Here is a 24,360-nt window from a genome sequence, read left to right as displayed (position 1 = left end):
ACCTTGCTATAACCCTGTTAACGAAAAGCAGGTCAGCCCTTGAAGGTTTACGCCATGAGCATCAGCTTCGATAAAGCGCTCGGTATCCACGAACAAGCCCTGGGCTTCCGCGCCCAGCGTGCCGAAGTCCTGGCCAACAACATTGCCAACGCCGACACCCCGAACTACAAGGCTCGGGACCTGGATTTCTCCGCCGTGCTCGCCGCACAGCAGGACAAGACCAAGAACGGCACCTTCGCCTTGAATATGACCAACAGCCGTCATATCGAAGCCCAAGGCCTGAGCAATGGTGACGAGTCGTTGCTGTATCGCACGCCGATGCAACCGTCGATCGACCAGAACACCGTCGACGCCCAACTGGAGCAATCGGCCTACGCTGAGAACTCGGTGAACTTCCAAGCCAGCTTTACCCTGCTCAACAGCAAATTCAAAGGGCTGATGTCAGCCCTGCGTGGAGAGTAAGCCATGTCCCTGTCCAGTGTTTTCAATATTGCCGGCAGTGGCATGAGCGCGCAGACCACGCGCTTGAACACCGTCGCCAGTAACATCGCCAACGCCGAGACCGTGTCTTCGAGCATTGACCAGACCTACCGTGCCCGTCACCCAGTGTTCGCCACCATGTTCCAGGCAGGCCAGAACAGCGGCAGCGATTCGCTGTTCCAGGACCAGGGTGCCGCCGGCTCCGGCGTGCAGGTGCTGGGTGTGGTCGAGGATCAAAGCAACCTCGAAGCCCGCTACGAACCCAACCATCCCGCCGCGAACGAAAAGGGTTATGTCTACTACCCCAACGTCAACGTGGTCGAGGAAATGGCTGACATGATTTCCGCCAGCCGCTCGTTCCAGACCAACGCGGAAATGATGAACACCGCCAAAACCATGATGCAGAAGGTCCTGACCTTGGGTCAGTGATAAGGGGCGCCAAATAATGGCCATCGTTGATACGTCAAACAACACGCCGGTCCAGGACCTGTTCAACTCCAAGGTCAAGAATGCCCAGGACAACAGCAGCGTCAGCGACGCCGCCAACAAGGCGACGGGCAAGCAGGCGTTGGGCAAGGATGCGTTCCTGCAACTGCTGGTGACCCAGCTGAAAAACCAGAACCCGCTGTCGCCGCAAGACAACGGCGCGTTCGTGGCACAACTGGCGCAGTTCAGCAGCCTGGAAGGCATCAACACCCTGAATGACTCGGTGAATGCGATCTCCACCAACTTCAGCTCGTCCCAGGCATTGCAGGCGTCGTCGCTGGTCGGGCGCTCGATCATCATCCAGACCGACAAGGCCATGGTTGACACGAGCAAGAGCATGACCGGTTCGGTGGCGGTGACCTCGGCGGTGGGCAACGTCTCCGTCAAGATCACCGACAAAGACGGCAACGTGGTGCGCACCATCGACATGGGTGCCCAGAGCGCCGGCACCCAGAACTTCATCTGGGATGGCAAGAACGACAAGGGCGAGGTTGCCCCGGCGGGCACCTACACCTTCAACGCCACCACCAAGAACGACAAGGGCGACTCCGTTGCCCTGGCCACTTCGCTGCCCGCGACGGTAACGAGCGTGACCTTGAGCAAGACCGGCGGCGAAATGCTGCTGAACCTGGCGGGCGGCATGGGCAGCGTCAAGCTGTCGCAAATTCAGACTATCGGTACATAGAGCCGGCTAGATACGGCAGAGGGAGAGAAACATGTCTTTTAACATCGGCCTTAGCGGCCTCTATGCGGCCAACAAACAACTGGACGTGACCGGCAACAACATCGCCAACGTCGCGACCACTGGCTTCAAGTCGTCCCGTGCGGAATTCGCCGACATCTACGCGGCGTCCAAGCTGGGCACTGGCCAGAACAGCATCGGCAACGGTGTGAACCTGGCGGCCGTGTCGCAGCAGTTCACCCAAGGTGACGTCAACGGCAGCGGCGGTATCCTGGACATGGCGATCCAGGGTGGCGGCTTCTTCGTGCAGAAGGGCAGCGACGGTTCGCTGGAATACACCCGCAGCGGTGCCTTCCGTGCCGACAAAGACGGCTACATCACCAACAACACCGGCACCTCGCGCCTGCAAGGCTACGCGGCGGATGCGGATGGCAAGATCATCAAGGGTGGCCTGACCGACCTGCAACTGAACCTGTCGAACCTGCCGCCCAAGGCCTCCACCAAAGTGGACTCCACCAGTAACCTGAACTCCTCGGAGCCAGTGATCGACCAGGTGGCCAAGCCGTTCAACCCGAACGACACCAGCACCTTTACTACCCAGTACAGCACCACCTTGTACGACTCCCAGGGCAACGCGCACCCGATGGTGCAATACCTGGTGAAAACCGACGGTAACAAGTGGAATGCCTATACCCTGATCGATGGTCGCAACCCTAACGGTTCGGCGCCAACCGGCACCCCATCGACCCCACCTGTGCCATCGACCTTGACCTTTGACGGCGCCGGCAAGCTGACCAGTGTGGTCACCGGTGGTGTCTCCGATAAGACCCTGACCATTACCGGTTGGGTTCCTGGCACCGTGACCAATGGTGTGTGGAAGGCCAACGGTGCGGATGCGAATCCAACAGGTATCGCCGTCAACATGGCCAACATCACCCAGTACAACTCGGCCACCTACCGCAACCCACCGGTCACCGATGGCTACGCCACCGGCCAGATCACCGGCCTGAAAATCGACGGCAGCGGCGTGTTGTTCGCCACGTTCAGCAACCAGCAGAGCAAGGCCATCGGCCAGATCTCCCTGGCTAGCTTCAACAACGAGCAGGGCCTGCAGCCAGCCGGCGGTACTACCTGGAAAGAAACCTTCGCGTCGGGCCAGCCGGGTTACGACACTCCGCAAGCCGGTACCCTGGGGTCGATCGTGGCCAACTCCCTGGAGAACTCCAACGTCAACCTGACCAACGAGCTGGTGGACCTGATCAAGGCCCAGAGCAACTACCAGGCGAACGCCAAGACCATCTCCACCCAGAGCACCATCATGCAGACCATCATTCAGATGACCTGATTCTGTTACTCCGACGTCAGTGCTTTTCGGAAGGCCCCTCAATCGAGGGGCCTTTTTTGTGTGGGTAAGATTTTTACTTACTCATCTGGCGCCGACGCGGGAACAACTTACACCCCTCTCGCCACGGATTGACTATCGGACGCAAGTCGTCCAACGACAATCTAAGGTGCAAAATGGCGATTTATACGCGGCGGGTGAAAGGAGGGGCAGGGCAGCACGAATTTGTAATGAATAACCGCCACTTGTATGGGCAGAAAATTCAAACAGGCACAGCCGAAGACGACAAGGCCGCCAATACGGAATCAGTCAGAAAACTGATCGGCGAATTGATAGACGCCGAAGCAACCTCCAAGAGTCAGACTGTTCAAGACCTTCGCGACAAGCTGAATAAAAAACGCGAAGAGTTGGGGGACGAACAATTCAAAGAGATCATGAAGGCGCTGATGGAGAGCGCGGACCCCTCCTGGTTGGAGCTTCTACGGCGTCTGATGCGTGAGTTGTTTCCCGACGATGGCGGCATTACGCCACCTGTCACGCCACCAAAAGGAGGTGGTGGAGGCGGTGGAGGCGGTGGAGGCGGTGGTGGACGAGTTAGAGTGAACCCGCAGGACTTTGGTCCCAGCGAGTCGATGAGTAACAAGCCAATTACCGAGGGCGCAAAACACTACAACTATAAGCCCGACAACAGTAATCCCGGGAAAAAACCAGACAATATCTGGAGTGGATTCAGACAAGGGCCCGACGGCAACTGCATTACGGTTTCGGCGATAAAGGCCGCCATGATGCAGTTCGGTCAGAAACCTACGGACGTGTTCAAGGAGGTAAAACAGACAAGCAGCGGTTATGACGTGACAATGCGTGATGGCTTCAAGCTTTCTTTATCCAATGATGAAGTGAGACGGGCTGCCACTCACGCCCAATTCATGGGCGATGATCCAGCCATGATGACCGACGCCAATTTCATGTATGCGGCGAGTGCAAAGCGGGCTCAGATGGAAAACAACGATGGTAGGGCCGGGCGCAGTTTCGAGGCCGCGATGGACAGTCTCAATGATGGTGAGTTCGCGCGGGAGGGCTTGGATCGTCTAGGTCTGAAAGGGCGATACAGGCCGGCCACTGACGCTGATTTGCGAAAAAGTAAGGTGGGAACAGTGGAGTACGGAGGGCACTCGATGGCAGTGATCGATGGCCGGATCGAGTTGTGGGGCAGGCGCGGTGGTGTGCCTCAATCAGGTATAGCGACCGTGTTGTTTTAGATCGAACGCCCTTTGTTTCCGGGCAAAAGAAAGCCCCCGATACACCAAAGGTCTATCGGGGGCTTTCAGCCTTGGGTTAAACCCAAGGTGGTCTCAGCTTACTGGCAAGCTTCGCAATCCGGCTCGTCAATCGCGCAGGCCTTTGGCACGGGTGCCGGGCCGGCTGGGGCTGCAAGCACCGAGTCATCACCGTGGTTGCCGCTGGAAACCGCGTTCAGCTTACCGGTGTTGATGGTCGACTTCTCGGTGCTGGTCGCGGCCAGGGCACGGAGGTAGTAAGTGGTTTTCAGGCCACGGTACCACGCCATGCGGTAGGTCACGTCCAGCTTCTTGCCCGAAGCGCCGGCGATGTACAGGTTCAGGGACTGTGCCTGGTCGATCCACTTCTGACGACGGCTGGCGGCGTCAACGATCCACTTGGTGTCCACTTCGAAGGCGGTCGCGTAGAGCTCTTTGAGTTCCTGCGGGATGCGCTCGATCTGCTGCACGGAACCGTCGTAGTACTTCAGGTCGTTGATCATCACCGAGTCCCACAGGCCGCGAGCCTTGAGGTCGCGAACCAGGTACGGGTTGATCACGGTGAATTCGCCCGACAGGTTCGATTTCACATACAGGTTCTGGTAGGTCGGTTCGATCGACTGCGACACGCCAGTGATGTTGGCGATGGTGGCGGTCGGTGCGATGGCCATGATGTTGGAGTTACGAATGCCTTTCTGCACGCGGGCACGTACTGGCGCCCAGTCCAGGGATTCGTTCAGGTCAACGTCGATGTACTTCTGGCCGCGGGCTTCGATCAGGATCTGTTGCGAATCCAGCGGCAGGATGCCCTTGGACCACAGCGAACCCTGGAACGTCTCGTAGGCGCCACGCTCGTCGGCCAGGTCGCAGGAAGCCTGGATCGCGTAGTAGCTGACCGCTTCCATGGACTTGTCGGCGAACTCGACCGCTGCATCCGAACCGTACGGAATGTGCTGCAGGTACAGCGCATCCTGGAAGCCCATGATGCCCAGGCCCACCGGACGGTGCTTGAAGTTGGAGTTCTGCGCCTGTGGCACCGAGTAGTAGTTGATGTCGATCACGTTGTCGAGCATGCGTACGGCGGTGTTGACGGTGCGCTCCAGCTTGGCGGTGTCCAGCTTGCCGTTGACGATGTGGTTCGGCAGGTTGATCGAGCCCAGGTTGCAAACGGCGATCTCGTCCTTGTTGGTGTTCAAGGTGATCTCGGTGCACAGGTTCGAGCTGTGGACCACGCCCACGTGCTGCTGCGGGCTGCGCAGGTTGCACGGGTCTTTGAAGGTCAGCCATGGGTGGCCGGTTTCAAACAGCATGGACAGCATTTTGCGCCACAAGTCTTTGGCCTGGATGGTCTTGAACAGCTTGACCTTGCCTGGGTATTCGGTGAGGGCTTCGTAGTACTCGTAGCGCTCTTCGAAGGCTTTACCGGTCAGGTCGTGCAGGTCCGGCACTTCGGATGGCGAGAACAGGGTCCACTTGCCGTCATCGAAGACACGCTTCATGAACAGGTCAGGGATCCAGTTGGCGGTGTTCATGTCGTGGGTACGACGACGGTCATCACCGGTGTTCTTGCGCAGCTCGATGAACTCTTCAATGTCCATGTGCCAGGTTTCCAGGTAGGCACACACCGCGCCTTTGCGCTTGCCACCCTGGTTAACCGCAACGGCGGTGTCGTTGACGACTTTCAGAAACGGCACGACGCCCTGGGACTTGCCGTTTGTGCCCTTGATGTACGAACCCAGTGCGCGCACCGGGGTCCAGTCGTTGCCCAGGCCGCCAGCGAATTTGGACAACATGGCGTTGTCGTGGATCGCGTGGTAGATGCCCGACAGGTCATCCGGCACGGTGGTCAGATAGCAGCTGGACAGCTGTGGACGCAGGGTGCCGGCGTTGAACAGGGTCGGGGTCGACGACATGTAGTCGAAGGACGACAGCAGGTTGTAGAACTCGATGGCACGGTCTTCTTTCTGCTTCTCTTCGATCGCCAGGCCCATGGCCACGCGCATGAAGAACACTTGCGGCAGTTCGAAGCGGATACCGTCCTTGTGGATGAAGTAACGGTCGTACAGGGTCTGCAGGCCCAAGTAGGTGAACTGCTGGTCACGCTCGTGGTTGATCGCCTTGCCGAGTTTTTCCAGGTCGAAGGTGGCCAGGACCGGGTTCAGCAACTCGTATTCGATACCCTTGGCGATGTAGGCCGGCAGGGCCTTGGCGTACAGGTCGGCCATCTCGTGGTGAGTGGCGCTGTCGGCGACTTTCAGGAAGCCCAGGCCTTCGGCACGCAGGGTGTCCATCAGCAGGCGCGCGGTCACGAACGAATAGTTCGGCTCGCGTTCAACCAGGGTACGGGCGGTCATCACCAACGCGGTGTTGACGTCGGTCAGGGCCACGCCGTCGTACAGGTTCTTCAGGGTTTCGCGCTGGATCAGGTCACCGTCGACTTCTTCCAGGCCTTCGCAGGCCTCGGTGATGATGGTGTTCAGGCGGCCCAGGTCCAGCGGCGCAAAGCTGCCGTCGGCCAGGGTGATACGGATCGACGGATGCGCTTGCACGGCGGCTTCTTCGGCCGGGGAACGTACGGCACGTTCCTTGGCGCGCGAGTCACGGTAGATCACGTAGTCGCGCGCGACTTTCTGCTCGCCGGCACGCATCAGGGCCAGTTCGACCTGGTCCTGGATTTCTTCGATGTGGATGGTGCCGCCCGAGGGCATTCGACGCTTGAAGGTCGCGGTGACTTGTTCGGTCAGGCGGGCAACGGTGTCGTGGATGCGCGACGAAGCGGCAGCGGTGCCGCCTTCAACTGCAAGAAACGCTTTGGTGATGGCGACGGTGATTTTGTCATCGGTGTAAGGAACGACAGTGCCGTTACGCTTGATCACACGCAGTTGGCCAGGTGCGGTGGCGGACAGATCCAGGTTCGAATCAGCGGCCTGCGGCACGGAGCCTTGCGGGTTCTCGCGAGTTGTGTCGGTTTGCATGGGGGGTTGTCTCCACGTTCTATATTTGATTGCGAGTGCCAGGCTCTTCCTGCAACACCCGTACCGTTTTCCATATCGGGGATGGGAAACAGCTGCCATCCGCGTGAGCGGTTTGGTCTACTGAAAATCGGTTGGTTCCATGCTGCGCTAGCAATAAAACGCTTGAATTTCGAGCCACTTGTGTGGTTGGGCGATTTCTGCGAAAACCCCACATGTAGGGTCTTCTGTAGTGCCGAGGTACAAGATAATGCGTTTTTGAGGGGTTAGCAACGCAGTAACCTGTGGATAACGCTGTGAGTAAAATGTGTAAGAAAGGTAGAACAGCTGTGTAGGCCGCATTGCTGCTGGATTACACCGTTTGTCATTAAATGTTTCGGCCTGAAAACAAGCGGCCCATTTTCGAAGGGCGCGAACCCTATCACAAAAAAACGCGATCACCGAATGGATTTCCCGGCTTGTGTTTGAGGGCTGGCCCATGGCTACAATCGGCCCTATTTTGTTCATGCCAGATGACAACTGTAGGAGCGAGCTTGCTCGCGAAAGTCGTCAACGATAACCCTGGCATCCTGGATGAACGCGGTGCCCTTGCGTTTTTCGCGGGCAAGCCCGCTCCTACAATAATTAGAACTGAGGTCGCGCATGGAGCAAGAAGCCTGGCAGGTATTGATAATCGAAGACGACCAGCGATTGGCCGAATTGACCCGTGAGTACCTGGAGAGCAACGGCCTGCGGGTCTCGGTGGAAGGCGATGGCGCCCTGGCAGCGGCGCGGATCATCGCCGAACAGCCCGACCTGGTGATCCTCGACCTGATGCTGCCCGGCGAAGACGGCCTGAGCATCTGCCGCAAGGTGCGCGAGCGCTATGACGGCGTGATTCTGATGCTCACCGCGCGCACCGACGACATGGACCAGGTGCTGGGCCTGGACATGGGCGCCGACGATTACGTGTGCAAGCCCGTGCGTCCGCGCCTGCTGCTGGCGCGCATCCAGGCCTTGCTGCGGCGCAGTGAGTCGGCCGAGACCGCCAGCGCGGAGAACCAGCGCCGCCTGCAATTCGGCCCCCTCGTGGTGGACAATGCCCTGCGCGAAGCCTGGCTGAATAATGACGGCATCGAACTGACCAGCGCCGAGTTCGACCTGCTGTGGCTATTGGTGGCGAATGCCGGGCGCATTCTGTCCCGCGAAGAAATCTTCATTGCCCTGCGCGGCATCGGCTACGACGGCCAGGATCGCTCCATCGACGTGCGTATTTCTCGCATCCGCCCCAAGATAGGCGACGACCCGATCCACCCGCGCCTGATCAAGACCATTCGCAGCAAAGGCTACCTGTTCGTCCCCGAAGCCGCCGCCGACATGCCGCTGTGAACTCGATCTTCCTGCGCATCTACGGCGGCATGTGCGCGGCGCTGATCCTGGTGGCGCTGCTCGGCGTACTCGCCCTGCACCTGCTCAACGAGGTGCGCAGCGGCCAGTACCGCGAGCGCCTGGCCCATGGCACCTTCGCCTTGATGGGCGACAACCTGCAACCCATGAGCGCCATCGAGCGCCAGCGCGCCCTGGCGGTGTGGGAGCGTTTGCTGGGGATCCCGCTGGAGTTGCGCCCGCTGGCTGATGCGCAACTGGACTTGAGCCAGCGCAATCGCCTGCAACGCGGCCAGGTGCTGGTGCAACAGACCGGGCCACATGCCGCGCGGGTACTGCGCTTGGTCAGCGAACAGGAGCCGCTTGTGCTGACCGGTGAAGTGCAGCAGATCAGCGAACAACTGGCACGCGCGACCATCTACCTGCTGGCCGATGAACTGGTGCGCTTCCCGGTGGCGGAACAGCCGCAACGCCTGGCGGATTTGAAGGAAGCCAAGGGCTTTGGCTTTGACATGCACCTGATGCCCCTTGACCAGGCCGATATGGATGAAGACCAGCGCCGTCGTGTATCGGAAGGCGATACGGTGATGGCATTGGGCAAGGGCGGCGATTCGATCCGCGTGTTTGCCGGCATGGTCGGTACGCCGTGGGTGCTGGAGATCGGCCCGTTGTATCAGATGAACCCTTACCCGCCGCAATGGCTGATCCTGATCGCCTTGATCGGCCTGACCCTGATCGGGCTGATCGTCTATCTATTGGTGCGCCAGCTTGAGCGTCGGCTGCGTGGTCTGGAAGCCGCCGCCACGCGGATCGCCAAGGGCAACCTGGAAGTCCGGGTGCCGGCCCGTGGTGCCGATTCGGTGGGGCGGCTGGCGGCGGCGTTCAATGGCATGGCCGAGCATTTGCAACAGCTGCTGGCGATCCAGCGCGAACTGGTGCGCGCGGTGTCCCACGAGCTGCGCACGCCGGTGGCGCGCTTGCGTTTTGGCCTGGAGATGGTCGGCGACGCGACTACCGTCGAGGCACGGCGTAAATACCTGGAGGGCATGGACAGCGACATCCAGGACCTCGACGGCCTAGTGGATGAAATGCTCACTTATGCGCGCCTGGAACAAGGCTCGCCGGAGCTGAATTTCCAGCGGGTCGACCTTGATGCGTTGCTCGATCAGGTAATCGGCGAATTATCGCCACTGCGTCCGCAAATAAATGTAGCCCGCGGTATTTGCTTGTCTTCGGCGCATTGGGACGATGCCTGGGTCGACGCCGAACCGCGTTACCTGCACCGTGCCCTGCAGAACCTGGTGAGCAATGCCATGCGCCACGCCCAGGGCCAGGTGTTGATCAGTTATCAGGTGGGCCAGGTACGTTGTCGCATCGACGTGGAAGACGACGGCCCCGGCGTGCCGGAAAGCGCCTGGGAGCGAATCTTCACGCCCTTTCTGCGCCTGGACGACAGTCGTACCCGTGCCTCGGGCGGGCATGGCCTGGGGTTGTCGATTGTGCGGCGGATTATCTATTGGCACGGCGGGCGGGCGTTGATCAGCAAGAGCAATAATCTGGGCGGCGCGTGTTTCAGCTTGAGTTGGCCCAGGGATCAGGATAAACCCTGATAGATCAGGCGCTGACTGCGACCAGGCTCAACAACTGCCCATCATCCACCGCGAACTGCCCCACCAATTCCTTGCCATGGCACCACTCTTCGGACAGGTCCGTCAGCAGTCGCAGCCGCAGATGCCCGCCCTCTGACCATTCCAGCAACTCGGCATGCTCAAAGTAGAAACGCTTCTGCACAATGGGGTAGAGCGCCTTGAACAGGCTCTCCTTGGCGGAGAACGTCAGCGTTACCAACTGCGCTATCTGCTCTCTTGGCAAGGTGGCCATGCGCTGCAGTTCATCAGCCGTCAGGATTTCCCCGGCCAACCGCTCCGCCCGCTCCAGGCTCAGCACATTCTCCAGGTCCATCCCCAGCCCGCGCCATTGCGCCTTGTGCGCGACAATCGCGGCGGCGTGCCCGGTACTGTGAGTGATGGAGCCACTGATGTGCGCAGGCCACACCGGTGCGCGGTCTTCGCCGATCGCCGGGATGCAGTCGAGGTGGTCGAGTTGTTGCAGGGCGGCACGGGCGCACAAGCGGCCGGCGAGGAACTCGGCCTGACGCTTGGCCACCGAGCGCTGGATGCTCGCCGGTGGCGGCACGGCACAGCGCTGGAAATCGCCAGGCGTGAGCAGGGTCGGGTCAAAACGCGTGCTGAGAAACACCGTGCCGGGCAACGGTTCGGGCAGCGGCCAATGGGCGTCGAGTGGGGTGCAGCAAGCGGGTAAGGGATTCATGGGCGGTATTTTGCCGAGTTGAGGGGCGCGAGGATAGCCCGCTGCGGTTCAGGTGAGGTTCAGAGCCTGTTCAGGGGGAGTTCAGGGGCGCCTGCGTAGTCTGGGGCATACAGCCAAACGCATAGAGGTAACACCATGACTGCGATCAAACAGCTGATGTTGGCGTTAACCATGCTCAGTGCCACCGCTGGGGTCCAGGCATCCGACGGCGCCTTCGCCGCATTCGGCGGTGAAAAAACCAAGAAATCCAGCACCTTGATCCAGCGTGTCAGCTTCGAAGAAGCGGGCAGCCAACCCACGCCCTGGGGCCAGTCCCTGGGCCTTGCAACCCCGCAGCCGGGCTATCGCGCCGGTTATGAACACCTGACCGGCCAGTTCAATGGCATTAAACTGCGCCCGCAAGACCTGCAGGGCCGCTATGATATCCCTCTGTCGGACAGTTGAATTGCCTTGGAGAGCCTTATGAAATTGCTGGTGGTGGAAGATGAAGCGCTGCTGCGTCATCACCTGTTTACCCGCCTGACCGACAGCGGGCATGTGGTCGAGGCCGTGGCCAATGCCGAAGAGGCGCTGTACCAGACTGGCCAGTTCAACCATGACCTGGCGATCATCGACCTGGGCCTGCCCGGCATGGGCGGCCTGGACCTGATCCGCCAACTGCGTACTCAGGCCAAGACCTTTCCGATCCTGATCCTCACCGCCCGCGGTAACTGGCAGGACAAGGTCGAAGGCCTGGCTGCGGGTGCCGACGACTACGTGGTCAAACCGTTCCAGTTCGAAGAGCTGGAGGCGCGGATGAACGCCTTGCTGCGGCGCTCCAGTGGCTTTACCCAGTCGACCATCGTTGCCGGGCCGTTGCTGCTGGACCTCAACCGCAAGCAAGCGTCGCTCGAAGAGCAGCCGCTGGCGTTGACCGCCTACGAATATCGGATCCTTGAATACCTGATGCGCCATCACCAACAAGTGGTGGCCAAGGACCGCTTGATGGAACAGCTCTACCCCGATGACGACGAGCGTGATCCGAATGTCATCGAGGTGCTGGTCGGCCGCCTGCGCCGCAAGCTGGAAGGCCCGGCCGGGTTCAAGCCGATCGATACCGTGCGTGGCCTGGGCTATCTGTTCAATGAGCGCTGCCGTTGATTCGCTCGCTACGCGTGCGCTTGATGCTGGCGGCCGCGACCTTGGCCGTGCTGTTCATGCTCGGCCTGTTGCCGGCCATGCAAGGGGCGTTCAGCCTGGCGTTGCAGGATTCCATCGAGCAGCGCCTGGCGTCGGACGTCACCACCTTGATCTCGGCCGCGCGGGTTGAAAACAACCGCCTGCTGATGCCGGCGCAGTTGCCCGACGAACGCTTCAACCTCACTGACAGCCGCCTGCTCGGCTATATCTACGACCGCGAAGGCCACCTGGTGTGGCGTTCGCGGGCGACCAAGGAAGAAAACATCAACTACAAACCGCGTTATGACGGGCGCGGGAATGAATTCGCACGGATTCGCGAGGCCAACGGCCAGGAATTCTTCGTGTATGACGTCGAGGTCAGGCTGCTGGGCGGCAAGAGTGCCGCCTTCAGTATCGTGGCCCTGCAACCGGTGCGCGAATACCAGTTGACCCTCGAAGGCTTGCGCGAAAATCTCTATCTGGGCTTCGGCGCGGCGCTGCTGGTGCTGCTGACCTTGCTGTGGCTGGGCCTGACCTGGGGCCTGCAAGCGCTGCGGCGGCTGAGTCAGGAACTTGACCAGATCGAAGGCGGCACCCGTGAGAGCCTCTCCGAACAACACCCCCGCGAATTGCTGCGCCTGACCGGCTCTCTCAACCGCTTGCTGCACAGCGAGCGTGAACAACGTACGCGCTACCGCGACTCCCTCGACGATTTGGCCCACAGCCTGAAAACCCCGCTCGCGGTGTTGCAGGGAGTGAGCGAAGAAATGGCCCAGCGTCCGGAGGATCGTGAGCAGGCCCGGGTGCTGCAATCGCAGATCGAGCGCATGAGCCAGCAGATCAGCTACCAGTTGCAGCGCGCCAGCCTGCGCAAAAGCGGCCTGGTGCGCCACCAGGTGCGCCTGGAGCCGGTACTGCAAAGCCTGTGCGATACGCTGGGCAAGGTCTACCGCGACAAGCGCGTCAGCGTGTCCTTCGACCTGCCGGAAGAATGCGACGTGCCAATCGAGAAGGGCGCTTTGTTGGAGTTGCTCGGCAACCTGCTGGAAAACGCCTACCGCCTGTGCTTGAGCGAAGTGCGCATCAGCCTGGTGGAAAGCCTGGAAGGCACCGAACTGTGTATAGAGGATGACGGGCCTGGCGTGCCGCCGGATCAGCGTGCACGAATTCTGCAACGGGGTGAGCGCCTGGATCGCCAGCACCCGGGGCAGGGGATTGGCTTGGCGGTGGTCAAGGACATCATCGAAAGCTACGGTGCGCGGTTGACCCTGGGCGATTCGCCATTGGGTGGCGCCGCCTTCAGGATTCACTTCCCGGCTTTGTGATCTTTATCGGCTGTACAGGCCTCATCGGGGGCAAGCCCCCTCCCACCTTTATATGTATCCAAACATCAAAATGTGGGAGGGGGCTTGCCCCCGATAGCGTCAGTCCAAACGCTACATCTTTAGCTCTCTTGTGCTCGGTAAGCCCCCGGCGTCAACCCCGTCCACTTCTTGAACGCCCGATGAAACGCCGACGGTTCGGAAAACCCCAACTGCTCGGCAATCTCCTGCAACGACAAATCCGCGCGCCCCAAATGATAGATGGCGATGTCCCGCCGCAACTCATCCTTGAGTGCCTGAAAGCTGGTGCCTTCCTCGCGCAAATGCCTGCGCAGGGTTTGCGGGCTGATGTGCAGGTGCTGGGCGACGGCTTCCAGATCGGGCCAGGGTGTACGGTCGCGGCTGAGTAAACGGCGGAGCTGGCTGCTCAAGCTGTCGCCTTCATCCGGCCGTGACAACAGGTCGGCGGGGGAGCGTTCAAGGAAGTGCTTGAGCGTGCGCTCGTCCTGCAACAGCGGCAGGCTCAGGTAGCGGCTGTGAAACACCAGGCTGCTGTTCGGTGCGCCGAATACCTGGGCACAGGGAAACAGCAGGTCATATTCGCTGGCGTGAGCCGGCATCGGGTAGCTGAAGGTGGCCTGGTGCAGGCGGATGCGTTGGCCGATCAGCCAACTGCCGAGTCGATGCCAGATCACCAGCAGGCATTCGCTGAGGAAGTGATCCGGGTCCCACAGTTGCGAGTCGTCCAGGCTCAAGCGGGCCATGTCGCCTTCACGTGTCAGATGCCAGCGTGGGCCTTGCGCAAATAGGCTATAAAACAATAAGCCGCGTTCCAGAGCCTTCTCCAGGGTGCGGCAGTGGATCAACGCGTGGCACATCATGGCGAAGGTGCCACGTTTGCTCGGGCCGTCGGCGAACCCCAGGTATTCATCGTCCAGCGCCAGCCAGAGCATTTGCAGCAGCCGGGTAAATTGTTCCGGTGCGATGCGGGCGCGGGGTTCGGTCAGCAATTCCGGGGTGATACCTGCCTGCAACAGCAGGCTCGAGTAGTCGTAGCCTGCCCTGCGCGCGCCGCCAAGGGCTGCCCGAGCGTAGTGGCTGGCGATGGTACGTTCACGCATGCGAAGGCCTCGTCCATGGAAGGGCGGATGGTAGTCATCCCCGGGTAGGGTCACAAGGCGGATATCCGCCAAATTGTAGGACGGGATTGGAGTGGTGGGCGGAAATCCGCCACTCGATCGAAGGCGTGGGAGCGTGCCGGAAAAGCCCAAGCCCTGATGTCTAAAGGCCTTCAGGGTTTTTCAGCAAAGTGGCACGGCGTTTGCGATAAGGATTACAGCGCAGGCTGGACCTACAGACCTCGCAAACAACAAATCCCTCCAGTGCAGGAGGGTTCGCAATTCAAGTGTCGTGGGCAATGGCGGATATTTGCCACACGGGACGATTGAGGAACTTTGCAATGACGACTCGTCAGCCTATCTACAAATCCCTGTACTTCCAGGTGATCGTTGCAATCGTTATCGGTATTTTGCTCGGTCACTTCTACCCAGAGACCGGTGTGGCCCTCAAGCCGCTGGGTGACGGGTTTATCAAACTGATCAAAATGGTCATCGCCCCGATCATCTTCTGCACCGTTGTCAGCGGCATCGCTGGCATGCAAAGCATGAAATCGGTGGGCAAGACCGGCGGCTACGCGCTGCTGTACTTCGAAATCGTTTCCACCGTCGCGCTGCTGATCGGCCTGATCGTGGTGAACGTCGTGCAACCGGGCGCCGGCATGCACATCGACGTAGCGACCCTGGATGCTTCCAAAGTCGCGGCCTATGTGACCGCCGGTAAAGACCAGAGCATCGTCGGCTTTATCCTCAACGTTATCCCGAACACCATCGTGGGTGCCTTCGCCAACGGCGACATCCTGCAAGTGCTGATGTTCTCGGTGATCTTCGGTTTCGCCCTGCACCGCCTAGGCGCCTACGGCAAGCCGGTACTGGATTTCATCGATCGTTTCGCCCATGTAATGTTCAACATCATCAACATGATCATGAAGCTCGCGCCAATCGGTGCCCTGGGCGCCATGGCATTCACCATCGGTGCCTACGGCGTCGGTTCGCTGGTGCAGTTGGGCCAGTTGATGATCTGCTTCTACATCACCTGCATCCTGTTCGTGCTGGTAGTGCTGGGCGGTATCTGCCGCGCTCACGGTTTCAGCGTGATCAAACTGATCCGCTACATCCGTGAAGAGCTGTTGATCGTACTGGGTACTTCCTCCTCCGAATCCGCACTGCCGCGCATGCTGATCAAGATGGAGCGTCTGGGCGCGAAGAAATCCGTAGTAGGCCTGGTGATTCCAACTGGCTACTCGTTCAACCTCGACGGTACTTCGATCTACCTGACCATGGCTGCCGTGTTTATCGCCCAGGCGACTGACACCCACATGGACATCACCCACCAGATCACCCTGCTGCTGGTGCTGCTGCTGTCCTCCAAAGGCGCTGCAGGCGTGACCGGTTCGGGCTTCATCGTACTGGCGGCCACCCTGTCGGCCGTAGGCCACCTTCCGGTTGCCGGCCTGGCGCTGATCCTGGGTATCGACCGCTTCATGTCCGAAGCCCGCGCACTGACCAACCTGGTAGGTAACGCCGTTGCCACCATCGTTGTGGCCAAATGGGTCAAGGAGCTGGACACCGACAAGCTGCAAAGCGAGCTGGCGTCCGGCGGCACCGGTATCTCGGAAACCCGTGAGCTGGATGACCTGGGCGTGGCCGAAGGCCCTGCACCTGTGGTCAAGTAAATCGCCGATGACGTGAACTAACGCCGACAGCAACGCACAAACGCCCCGACTGGTTCGGGGCGTTTGCGTTTCTGGCGCCTTACTCTGGTGGCTTTTGTTTTACAGTAGCGAATCAGTTGTAACGCTTGCAGGAGGTTATGTGGACAGTGTGGATCTGAATGTCCTGCGCAGCGTGCTCGAATGGCGCCGTGCCGGGCAGCGAGTGGTGTTGTACAGCGTGGTCCAGACCTGGGGCAGTGCGCCGCGCCCGCCGGGCGCCATGCTGGCGTTGCGGGGCGATGGGGTGGTGATCGGCTCGGTATCGGGCGGGTGCATCGAAGACGACTTGATTGCCCGCCTGCAGGATGGCCGGCTGCCTGAAGACGGGCCGCCGGTGCAGTTGGTGACCTACGGCGTCACCCGCGATGAGGCAGCGCGCTTTGGCCTGCCGTGCGGCGGCACCTTGCGCCTGACCGAGGAGCGGGTAGACGAGTGGGAGTGGGTCGCTGAGCTGTTGGCGCGGTGCGAGGATCATCAGATTGTCGCCCGGGAGTTGGAGCTGGCCACTGGCAAGGTGACGTTAACCGGTGCAAGCAAGACCGATGTTGTCACCTTCGACGGTGAGCGTCTGCGAGCCATCTACGGCCCGCGCTGGCGCCTGCTGTTGATCGGCGCCGGGCAGTTGTCGCGGTATGTGGCGGAAATGGCGCGCCTGCTGGATTTCGAAGTACTGATCTGCGACCCGCGTGAGGAGTTCGTCTACGGCTGGGAAGAGCAGCACGGCCGCTTTGTGCCGGGCATGCCTGATGAAGCGGTGCTGAATATCCAGACCGACGAGCGCACGGCCATCGTCTGCCTCACCCATGACCCGCGCCTGGATGATATGGCGTTGCTGACGGCGTTGAATTCCTCGGCGTTCTACATTGGCGCCCTCGGTTCACGGGTCAACAGCCAGAAGCGCCGGGAAACCCTGGCGGTGCTGGGCTTGTCGACGGAAGCGATTGCGCGTCTGCATGGGCCGATCGGTTTGCATATCGGCAGTCACACGCCGGCGGAAATCGCATTGTCGTTGATGGCGGAAATTGTCGCGATCAAGAACGGCGTGGCACCGATGCAGAAGAAGCCGCTGCCGGTGGTGGTTGAGTGAGCATCACTGCGATTGTGCTGGCGGCGGGGCAGGGCAGTCGTTTCCGCGCGGTGGCAGGGGCTGACCAGGACAAGTTGCTGGTTGATTGCGTGGGCCTGGATGGCGTAGTTCGGCCGGTGATCGAGCAGGTACTGAAGAATCTACCGAGTGTCGTGGTTGATCGCTGGGTGGTGACTTCACCGGATCGGTCTGAAGTGATTCGCCTGGCAGAGGCCTACGGCTGCAAGGTATTGCTGCTGCGCTCGGCCGGCATGGGCGACAGTATTGCCGCTGCGGTTGCCGCCAGTGCTTCGGCGAATGGTTGGCTGGTGGTGCTGGGGGATATGCCGTTTATTCGGTCATCGAGCATTGAGCGAGTGATTGCGGGGTTGGAGGAGGGTGGCATCAGTGTGCCGGTGCAGGGCGGGCAGTACGGGCATCCTGTGGGGTTTGGTCGGGTATTTGGGGCGCGGCTGATGGCGCTGAACGGTGACCGTGGGGCGAAATCTCTGTTTGCGCAGGCGGCGGTGTGTGAAGTCGTGGTTGAAGACCCTGGCGTACTCTGGGATGTCGACCTGCCACACTGCCTGAATTTCGAACCGATCTAAGTGTGGGAGGGGGCTTGCCCCCGATTGCGCTGGATCAGCGGCAGATGGGTTGGCTGATCCTCTGCTATCGGGGGCAAGCCCCCTCTCACAATAGGTTTTGGGAGTGTCTAGTCCTGAAATAGGTTTACACCTGTTTCACCCCAACGCCCGATGCACTGCATCGGGCGTTTTATATTTCAAGGACAGATGCGGGCGCTCTTGGTTGTAGACCAGGATTGCTTCCCGCACCATCTGCTCCGCTTGTTCCAGGTCTGTCGGCCGGTGGAGCAACAGTTCTGTTTTCAAGATGCCATTAACCCGCTCTGCCAAGGCGTTTTGGTAGCAGTCATAGCCATCGGTCATTGAACACGTGATGTCGTGCTTGGCATGGAGTTTTTGATACAGTGCCGAGCAGTACTGGGCGGATTCAACCGGTCGTCGCAACACCTTTATCGAGGTGTTTATGGGACGACCTGCAGGATGGATGCAAAAATTGACGGGCCGGGGAGCGATGCGCTCTCCAGGTGCACCCTCACTTCGTAATGAGATCGAACGGCTATTTTGGGTGCAGATTGCTACAGGCATCACAAGCGAAAAGGCAGCACATGCCGTTGGCGTATCAACCGCGGTAGGTACACGCTGGTTCCGTCATCGAGGCGGGATGCCATTATTCATGTCGAATCACATATCAGGACGATACTTATCGTTTGCAGAGCGAGAAGAGATTGGGCTGCTTCGAGCGCAAAGTGTTGGCGTTCGTGATATCGCCCGTCGCCTTGGACGAAGCCCATCGACAATTTCACGGGAGCTGACACGAAATGCTACTACCCGTTGCGGTCGGCTTGAATATCGAGCGTCAGTAGCGCAATGGAAGGCAGAACTGGTGGCCAAGAGGCCGAAACCAGCAAAACTGGTCACTAACCCGCGACTGCACCAGTACGTACGCGACCGCCTTGAGGGCAAGGTTCAAGACGCCGATGGTCGTGAGATTTCTGGGCCTCGGCAAGCGCCCTTCAAAGGCCGAAATAAACCGCATCGCAGTGACCGTAAATGGGTCAATGGCTGGTCGCCTGAACAAATTGCCAACCGGCTCCAGATCGATTTTCCGGATGATGAATCCATGCGTATCTCTCATGAAGCCATATATCAGGCGCTCTACATTCAGGGTCGAGGAGCTCTCAAGCGCGAACTGGTGAGTTGCCTGCGCTCAGGACGAGCGTTACGCGTACCGAGAGCCAGAGCGCAGGCCAAAGTGTGGGCACACGTCAGCGAGGACGTGATGATCTCCAGTCGTCCTGCTGAGGTAGAAGATCGGGCTGTACCCGGGCATTGGGAGGGCGACTTGATCATCGGTCTGAACCGTTCTGCGATTGGAACTCTGGTCGAGCGCTCAACTCGATTTACCATGCTCGTCCATCTGCCTCGCGAGAACGGTTATGGGCTAATTCCCCGCACGAAGAACGGCCCGGCGCTGGCTGGCTATGGGGCTGTTAGTATGGCCAACGCATTGAAGAAGACGGTGGCTGATCTTCCCATCGAGCTGTGGCGATCCTTGACCTGGGATCGTGGAAAGGAGCTGTCGGATCACGCTCGGTTTACCATCGAGTCCGGAGTAAAGGTTTTCTTTGCTGATCCACATAGTCCATGGCAGCGCGGCACAAACGAAAATACGAACGGCCTTCTACGGCAATACTTCCCGAAAGGGACTGACCTCTCTCGTTGGAGTGCCCAAGAAATACAGGCGGTAGCTCACGTACTCAATACTAGACCTCGAAAAACACTAGGCTGGAAAACACCCGCCGAAGCACTGAATGAGTATTTAAAGTCTGTACAACAATCCAGTGTTGCGACGACCGGTTGAATCCGCCCTGCACACCTCGATCCGAGTGATGAACCAGTTTCTGACGTGTTCGACGTGTTTTCAACGCCATGCGTAAGGCCTGGGCCACCGAGTCGGCGTGAAGGCTGCCGTGCACGTGATACCCGACAATTTTTCTTGAGAAGGCGTCTGTTATCAGGCTCAGGTAAACCGGATCATCACGCTTGGTGGATAGGTAAGTAATATCGGCCACCCAGACCTGTTCCGGACCGCTCGCGATGACTTGCTGCGGGCCTGGCTTTAGCAGATTGGGATGGCAGTGAAAGTGATGATGGCTGTCGGTCGTCTTGTGATACGCCCGTTTCCTACGAACCAACTGTCGGTGCTCGCGCAGCACCTCAAACAAGCGATCACGGCCAACATGCAGCTCAGGCTTCTCACGCTCTGCGTGCATCAATGACTGGAGTTTGCGTGTGCCGATGCAGGGTTGGCGCACTCGGATTGCCTGCACAAATTTGATGAGTTTCTGATCTTGATCGACTCGAGCCCGATAAACGCGATCACGCTTGTAAAAGGCTTGGCGGCTGATCCCCATAAACTGGCAAGCCCTGCTGACACTCAGGGTCTGGGTTTGCGCAACGACTTGCCGGGCCGCTTTTTTACGACGGATACGCCGTAGTCGTTCTTCAGAACCTCGACCAAGTCTTCGAAGAATTTGGCTTTCTGATTCGCCAGCGCCAACTGCTCCTCAAGCTCTTTGATTCTCTGCTCGGGAGTTAATGGCAAAGTGGGCTCATCCATCGGTCGGACCCTCTGGGAGCGAATGGAAGCGCCTTGGCTCCAGTCCTGTCGACCATGCTTGCGTAACCAGACCAACACCGTCGACCGGCCCTGGATCCCATAGCGCCGTTGAGCCTCTTTATAACTCAACTCGCCTTTTTCGACCTGATCGACAACCGACAATTTAAAAGTCAGCGTGTAATCGCGCTGACTGCGTTTTGCGCCCGTATCCATTGCACCCTCCTGATCAGAAGCCAGAAGGTGTAAACCTTATTCAGGACGAGACAGAGTGCATAAAAAAGCCCCGCCTGATCACTCAGGCGGGGCTTTTTAGTTGCTGCGGGAATCAGACGAGAGGTTTGCTCTCGTGCTCTGCTTCCTGTGCTGCGGCAGCAGCAGCGGCTTCCGCTTCCTTGCGACGACGACGCACTTCACGTGGATCGTTCGGCGCACGGCCGTTTTCGGTCAGGGCGCTGACCGGAGCGGCTTCAATCACGGGTGCAGCCACTTCGGCAACCACCGGCGCTTCTACCACCGGCGCAGGTTCAACGGCCGGAGCGGGCTCAACCACTGGGGCTGGCTCGGCAACCACAACTTCGGCAACCGGTGCCGGCGCTTCTTCTACCGCTGGGGCAGGTGCTGGCGCTTCGACCGGAGCGGCAGGCTCGGCCGTCCATTGGAAGGCGGTCTGTTCTTCACGAACTTCGCGAACTTCCGGGGCGGCTTCGACAACCGGTGCTTCAACCACTGCTTCAACCACTGGTTGAGGCTCAGCCACAGGTGCTGGTTCAACCGCTGCCACTTCAACTTCTGGCAGGGCTTCTTGAGCCGGAGCAACTTCCACTTCCGGAACAACCGGTGCTTCGATTGGGGTAGTCGCTTCAACAACTGGCGCTTCTACGACTGGGGTTTCGGCAGCAGGTGCTTCAACGACCGGCGCTTCAACCACTGGGGTCTGGGCAGCAGGTGCTTCTACAACGACGGCTTCTTCAACAGTCGCGGTAGCGCGCTCAGCCTGCTCGTGAGCCTGGGCTTCAGCCGGAGCGCTGATGACCGTGCTGGCAACGGCAGCGGTAACGGCCAGGCCGGCAGCCAGTTCGGCGCCAGTCGGTTCGCTGGTAGCGGCTTCTGCGTTTTCGCCGGTCTCTTCGGAGCCTTCGATCACGTTGCCGTTGGCATCGCGTTGACGCTCACGACGGTTGCTGCGACGACGCTGGCCACGGGAGCGGCGGCGTGGACGATCGCCTTCGGCGCCTTCCTGACCGTCTTCCTGCAGTTGCTCTTCGCCGGTCAACACTTCTTCTTCGCTGGCGGCAGCCGCTTGTTCTGCACGTGGTTGACGCTCTTCACGCGGAGCGCGAGGCTGGCGTTCTTCGCGCGGTGCGCGTTCCTCACGCGGCTGGCGAGCCGGGCGTTCCTCGGCAACAACAGCTGCGCCGGCAACGGCTGGCGCAGCGTCCAACGGCTCCCGCAGTTCACGCACGCGTTCTTCGCGCTCGCCACGTGGCTTGCGGTCTTCACGTGGGGCACGTGGAGTGCGTGGTGCGCGCTCTTCACGCGGTGCACGTTCTACGGTCGGGGTTTCTTCGCGGGCTTCGCGAGGCGCACGCTCTTCACGTGGGGCGCGTTCTTCACGCGGCGCACGTTCTTCGCGCGGCTTGCGCTCTTCGTCACGACGGCCGTTGCGGTTACGGCTTTGCTGGCGACCGTTGCGACGCTCTTCGTTGCGCGCTGGGCGCTCGGAAGCCGGTTTTTCAACCACGACCGGTGCGGCAGGCTCTTCCTTGGTGGCGAACAGGCTCACCAGCGATTTCACCAGGCCTTTGAACAGGCTTGGCTCAGGCATTACGGCCGGAGCGGCAACCGGGGCGGCGGCTTCAACCGGAACCGGTGCGTTGGCACGGGCCGGAGCGGTTTTCACAGCGGCTTCCTGGCGGACCAGGGTGCGGGTCGCGGCGGCTGGCTGCACTTCTTCGATTTCGGCGGCAGCAGCGGCGATTTCGTAGCTGGACTGGCCGCTGTGGGCTTCCGGGCTGTCATCACGCAGGCGCTGCACTTCGAAGTGCGGCGTTTCGAGGTGGTCGTTCGGCAGGATGACGATACGGGCACGGGTGCGCAGTTCGATCTTGGTGATCGAGTTGCGTTTTTCGTTGAGCAGGAAAGCTGCAACCGGAATCGGCACTTGTGCGCGGACTTCGGCGGTGCGGTCTTTCAGGGCTTCTTCTTCGATCAGGCGCAGGATAGCCAGGGACAGCGATTCAACGTCACGGATGATGCCGGTGCCGTTGCAACGCGGGCAGACGATGCCGCTGCTCTCGCCCAGGGACGGACGCAGGCGCTGACGGGACATTTCCAGCAGGCCGAAGCGCGAGATACGGCCCACCTGTACGCGGGCACGGTCAGCTTCCAGGCATTCGCGGACTTTCTCTTCCACGGCGCGCTGGTTCTTGGCCGGGGTCATGTCGATGAAGTCGATCACGATCAGGCCGCCGATATCACGCAGGCGCAGCTGGCGGGCGATTTCTTCAGCCGCTTCCAGGTTGGTCTGCAGGGCGGTTTCTTCGATGTCGCTGCCTTTGGTCGCACGCGCCGAGTTGATGTCGATGGACACCAGGGCTTCGGTCGGGTCGATCACGATGGAGCCACCGGAAGGCAGTTCGACCACGCGCTGGAAGGCGGTCTCGATCTGGCTTTCGATCTGGAAACGGTTGAACAGCGGAACGCTGTCTTCGTACAGCTTGATCTTGCTGGCGTACTGCGGCATCACCTGGCGGATGAAGGTCAGGGCTTCGTCCTGGGCTTCAACGCTGTCGATCAGCACTTCGCCGATGTCCTGGCGCAGGTAATCGCGGATGGCGCGGATGATCACGTTGCTTTCCTGGTAGATCAGGAACGGCGCGGAACGATCCAGGGAGGCTTCCTTGATGGCGGTCCACAGTTGCAGCAGGTAGTCGAGGTCCCACTGCATTTCTTCGCTGCTGCGGCCCAGGCCGGCGGTGCGCACGATCAGGCCCATGTCGGCCGGTGCGATCAGGCCGTTCAGCGCTTCACGCAGTTCGTTGCGCTCTTCGCCTTCGATGCGACGGGAAATACCGCCGGCACGTGGGTTGTTCGGCATCAGGACCAGGTAGCGGCCAGCCAGGCTGATGAAGGTGGTCAGGGCGGCGCCCTTGTTGCCACGTTCTTCTTTTTCGACCTGGACGATGACTTCCTGGCCTTCGCTCAGGACGTCCTTGATGTTCACGCGGCCTTCGGGGGCTTTCTTGAAGTATTCGCGGGAGATTTCTTTGAGGGGCAGGAAGCCGTGGCGCTCGGAGCCGAAATCGACAAAGGCAGCCTCGAGGCTTGGTTCGATGCGAGTAATACGGCCTTTATAGATGTTGGCCTTCTTTTGCTCGCGTGCACCGGATTCGATGTCCAGGTCGTAGAGGCGTTGGCCATCTACCAGTGCAACACGCAACTCTTCGGGTTGAGTTGCGTTAATCAGCATTCTTTTCATGTTGTACCGTCGGTTTCCGGGCTGCCGGAAACGGCGTTCGGCACACACGACTTCTCACGGTCGGTGTCAGGTGCGTCAAGAGTGGTTGGCCACTCCAGTGTCCAGCAATAACGAGCCAATTGGGCCGGTATCGCGACGGACGCGTCCTGCTTGTTAGCGGTGGTGACAAAGGCACCACTTCAACAAAAGCTAAGGTCAGGAGGAGGAATCAACCGGCGACTGTGGACGAGATGAAGCGTCTAAATATAAGCCTAGTGCTACACGGTCCGACGGTTGTGCATCTCCACCCTACACGTATCCCTGATAATTCGGGTGCTGCCGCGCGCAGAATCCGCAGCGGGTTGGCATTTACCGTGTTCTCCAA

General features: G+C 60.0%; 20 protein-coding genes and 1 pseudogene. 14 read left to right on the top strand and 7 right to left on the bottom strand.

Annotated features, from left to right (window positions below; genetic code table 11):
- Positions 1 to 54 precede the first annotated feature (54 nt).
- The 5 genes from flgB (at position 55) to BLR69_RS14290 (ending at position 4,249) form a co-directional block, all read left to right on the top strand.
- Positions 55 to 462: a flagellar basal body rod protein FlgB gene (flgB, locus tag BLR69_RS14310; RefSeq protein ID WP_010208346.1), complete on the top strand. Its 408-nt coding sequence runs from the start codon at positions 55 to 57 to the stop codon at positions 460 to 462.
- A gap of 3 nt (positions 463 to 465) precedes the next feature.
- Positions 466 to 909 (top strand): flagellar basal body rod protein FlgC, encoded by a 444-nt coding sequence (flgC, locus tag BLR69_RS14305; protein WP_071493971.1) that lies wholly within the window; start codon positions 466 to 468, stop codon positions 907 to 909.
- Positions 910 to 925: 16 nt separating this feature from the next.
- Positions 926 to 1,651 carry a flagellar hook assembly protein FlgD gene (gene flgD / locus BLR69_RS14300; RefSeq protein ID WP_058427492.1) on the top strand — a complete coding sequence of 242 codons (726 nt, stop codon included), beginning with the start codon at positions 926 to 928 and terminating at the stop codon, positions 1,649 to 1,651.
- A 31-nt stretch (positions 1,652 to 1,682) separates the two neighbouring features.
- A complete protein-coding gene (gene flgE / locus BLR69_RS14295; RefSeq protein WP_058427491.1) occupies positions 1,683 to 2,993 on the top strand; it encodes a flagellar hook protein FlgE in 1,311 nt (436 codons plus the stop codon).
- Between the two features lie 173 nt (positions 2,994 to 3,166).
- Positions 3,167 to 4,249 carry a hypothetical protein gene (locus BLR69_RS14290; RefSeq protein WP_071493970.1) on the top strand — a complete coding sequence of 361 codons (1,083 nt, stop codon included), beginning with the start codon at positions 3,167 to 3,169 and terminating at the stop codon, positions 4,247 to 4,249.
- Between the two features lie 98 nt (positions 4,250 to 4,347).
- Here the strand turns inward: BLR69_RS14290 and BLR69_RS14285 are convergent, their stop codons facing one another.
- Positions 4,348 to 7,242 carry a ribonucleoside-diphosphate reductase subunit alpha gene (locus BLR69_RS14285; RefSeq protein WP_071493969.1) on the bottom strand — a complete coding sequence of 965 codons (2,895 nt, stop codon included), beginning with the start codon at positions 7,240 to 7,242 and terminating at the stop codon, positions 4,348 to 4,350.
- Positions 7,243 to 7,881: 639 nt separating this feature from the next.
- Between BLR69_RS14285 and BLR69_RS14275 the strand changes: the two genes are divergently transcribed.
- Positions 7,882 to 8,607, top strand: coding sequence for a response regulator (locus tag BLR69_RS14275; protein WP_071493968.1), 726 nt, complete (start codon positions 7,882 to 7,884; stop codon positions 8,605 to 8,607).
- Positions 8,604 to 10,214 carry an ATP-binding protein gene (locus BLR69_RS14270; protein ID WP_071493967.1) on the top strand — a complete coding sequence of 537 codons (1,611 nt, stop codon included), beginning with the start codon at positions 8,604 to 8,606 and terminating at the stop codon, positions 10,212 to 10,214. Before BLR69_RS14275 ends, BLR69_RS14270 begins: the two co-directional genes overlap by 4 nt.
- Before the next feature lie 4 nt (positions 10,215 to 10,218).
- On the opposite strand, the gene BLR69_RS14265 is transcribed toward BLR69_RS14270, so the two are convergent.
- A complete protein-coding gene (locus BLR69_RS14265) occupies positions 10,219 to 10,935 on the bottom strand; it encodes a 4'-phosphopantetheinyl transferase family protein (RefSeq protein WP_071493966.1) in 717 nt (238 codons plus the stop codon).
- Between the two features lie 135 nt (positions 10,936 to 11,070).
- Here BLR69_RS14265 and BLR69_RS14260 point away from each other — a divergent pair, with 135 nt between their 5' ends.
- From BLR69_RS14260 to BLR69_RS14250, 3 genes are read left to right on the top strand one after another with little or no spacing between them, the layout of a single operon-like run.
- Complete coding sequence (locus BLR69_RS14260; protein WP_071493965.1) at positions 11,071 to 11,379, top strand: hypothetical protein; 309 nt, start codon at positions 11,071 to 11,073, stop codon at positions 11,377 to 11,379.
- 18 nt (positions 11,380 to 11,397) lie between these two features.
- Complete coding sequence (locus tag BLR69_RS14255; protein WP_058427484.1) at positions 11,398 to 12,075, top strand: response regulator; 678 nt, start codon at positions 11,398 to 11,400, stop codon at positions 12,073 to 12,075.
- Entirely contained in the window at positions 12,072 to 13,418 is a 1,347-nt protein-coding gene (locus BLR69_RS14250; RefSeq protein WP_071493964.1) for an ATP-binding protein, read from the top strand. The genes BLR69_RS14255 and BLR69_RS14250 overlap by 4 nt, the downstream gene beginning before the upstream one ends.
- A 119-nt stretch (positions 13,419 to 13,537) precedes the next feature.
- Here the strand turns inward: BLR69_RS14250 and BLR69_RS14245 are convergent, their stop codons facing one another.
- Positions 13,538 to 14,536, bottom strand: a complete 999-nt coding sequence (locus BLR69_RS14245; protein ID WP_071493963.1) for an AraC family transcriptional regulator — start codon at positions 14,534 to 14,536, stop codon at positions 13,538 to 13,540.
- Positions 14,537 to 14,874: 338 nt separating this feature from the next.
- On the opposite strand from BLR69_RS14245, the gene BLR69_RS14240 reads away from it, so the two are divergent.
- From BLR69_RS14240 to BLR69_RS14230, 3 genes are all read left to right on the top strand, one after another.
- Positions 14,875 to 16,206, top strand: coding sequence for a dicarboxylate/amino acid:cation symporter (locus BLR69_RS14240; RefSeq protein ID WP_071493962.1), 1,332 nt, complete (start codon positions 14,875 to 14,877; stop codon positions 16,204 to 16,206).
- Positions 16,207 to 16,345: 139 nt separating this feature from the next.
- Positions 16,346 to 17,332 carry an XdhC family protein gene (locus BLR69_RS14235; RefSeq protein WP_071493961.1) on the top strand — a complete coding sequence of 329 codons (987 nt, stop codon included), beginning with the start codon at positions 16,346 to 16,348 and terminating at the stop codon, positions 17,330 to 17,332.
- On the top strand, positions 17,329 to 17,919 hold the full coding sequence (locus BLR69_RS14230) for a nucleotidyltransferase family protein (protein WP_071493960.1): 591 nt from the start codon (positions 17,329 to 17,331) through the stop codon (positions 17,917 to 17,919). The genes BLR69_RS14235 and BLR69_RS14230 overlap by 4 nt, the downstream gene beginning before the upstream one ends.
- Before the next feature lie 135 nt (positions 17,920 to 18,054).
- On the opposite strand, the pseudogene BLR69_RS14225 reads toward BLR69_RS14230, so the two are convergent.
- Positions 18,055 to 18,318 (bottom strand): annotated as a pseudogene (locus tag BLR69_RS14225) (integrase core domain-containing protein); the annotation flags it as partial.
- A gap of 64 nt (positions 18,319 to 18,382) precedes the next feature.
- On the opposite strand from BLR69_RS14225, the gene BLR69_RS14220 reads away from it, so the two are divergent.
- The gene (locus BLR69_RS14220) at positions 18,383 to 19,759 is read left to right on the top strand and encodes an IS30 family transposase (protein WP_083365807.1); all 1,377 of its coding nucleotides are present in this window, start codon (positions 18,383 to 18,385) and stop codon (positions 19,757 to 19,759) included.
- Here BLR69_RS14220 and BLR69_RS31515 read toward each other — a convergent pair.
- The 3 genes from BLR69_RS31515 to rne all read right to left on the bottom strand — a co-directional run bounded on the left by BLR69_RS31515 (position 19,662) and on the right by rne (position 23,996).
- Positions 19,662 to 20,387, bottom strand: a complete 726-nt coding sequence (locus BLR69_RS31515) for a DDE-type integrase/transposase/recombinase (RefSeq protein WP_367889370.1) — start codon at positions 20,385 to 20,387, stop codon at positions 19,662 to 19,664. The genes BLR69_RS14220 and BLR69_RS31515 overlap by 98 nt on opposite strands.
- Positions 20,336 to 20,731 (bottom strand): IS3 family transposase, encoded by a 396-nt coding sequence (locus BLR69_RS31510; protein ID WP_071493958.1) that lies wholly within the window; start codon positions 20,729 to 20,731, stop codon positions 20,336 to 20,338. The genes BLR69_RS31515 and BLR69_RS31510 overlap by 52 nt, the downstream gene beginning before the upstream one ends.
- A 112-nt stretch (positions 20,732 to 20,843) precedes the next feature.
- On the bottom strand, positions 20,844 to 23,996 hold the full coding sequence (gene rne, locus BLR69_RS14210; RefSeq protein WP_197681379.1) for a ribonuclease E: 3,153 nt from the start codon (positions 23,994 to 23,996) through the stop codon (positions 20,844 to 20,846).
- Positions 23,997 to 24,360: the final 364 nt, after the last annotated feature.

It is taken from the genome of Pseudomonas azotoformans, assembly GCF_900103345.1.
GTDB classification, from domain to species: domain Bacteria; phylum Pseudomonadota; class Gammaproteobacteria; order Pseudomonadales; family Pseudomonadaceae; genus Aquipseudomonas; species Aquipseudomonas azotoformans.
This window is presented reverse-complemented; position numbering and strand designations above follow the sequence as displayed.

Bases quoted from the DNA above. Each gene is read 5' to 3' on its own strand.
- BLR69_RS14245 (WP_071493963.1), bottom strand. From the start codon at position 14,536: ATGCGTGAACGTACCATCGCCAGCCACTACGCTCGGGCAGCCCTTGGC.
- BLR69_RS14275 (WP_071493968.1), top strand. From the start codon at position 7,882: ATGGAGCAAGAAGCCTGGCAGGTATTGATAATCGAAGACGACCAGCGA.
- flgC (WP_071493971.1), top strand. From the start codon at position 466: ATGTCCCTGTCCAGTGTTTTCAATATTGCCGGCAGTGGCATGAGCGCG.
- flgD (WP_058427492.1), top strand. From the start codon at position 926: ATGGCCATCGTTGATACGTCAAACAACACGCCGGTCCAGGACCTGTTC.
- BLR69_RS14240 (WP_071493962.1), top strand. From the start codon at position 14,875: ATGACGACTCGTCAGCCTATCTACAAATCCCTGTACTTCCAGGTGATC.
- rne (WP_197681379.1), bottom strand. From the start codon at position 23,996: ATGAAAAGAATGCTGATTAACGCAACTCAACCCGAAGAGTTGCGTGTT.
- BLR69_RS31510 (WP_071493958.1), bottom strand. From the start codon at position 20,731: ATGGATACGGGCGCAAAACGCAGTCAGCGCGATTACACGCTGACTTTT.
- flgB (WP_010208346.1), top strand. From the start codon at position 55: ATGAGCATCAGCTTCGATAAAGCGCTCGGTATCCACGAACAAGCCCTG.
- BLR69_RS14220 (WP_083365807.1), top strand. From the start codon at position 18,383: ATGCAAAAATTGACGGGCCGGGGAGCGATGCGCTCTCCAGGTGCACCC.
- flgE (WP_058427491.1), top strand. From the start codon at position 1,683: ATGTCTTTTAACATCGGCCTTAGCGGCCTCTATGCGGCCAACAAACAA.
- BLR69_RS14260 (WP_071493965.1), top strand. From the start codon at position 11,071: ATGACTGCGATCAAACAGCTGATGTTGGCGTTAACCATGCTCAGTGCC.
- BLR69_RS14285 (WP_071493969.1), bottom strand. From the start codon at position 7,242: ATGCAAACCGACACAACTCGCGAGAACCCGCAAGGCTCCGTGCCGCAG.
- BLR69_RS14265 (WP_071493966.1), bottom strand. From the start codon at position 10,935: ATGAATCCCTTACCCGCTTGCTGCACCCCACTCGACGCCCATTGGCCG.
- BLR69_RS14290 (WP_071493970.1), top strand. From the start codon at position 3,167: ATGGCGATTTATACGCGGCGGGTGAAAGGAGGGGCAGGGCAGCACGAA.
- BLR69_RS14255 (WP_058427484.1), top strand. From the start codon at position 11,398: ATGAAATTGCTGGTGGTGGAAGATGAAGCGCTGCTGCGTCATCACCTG.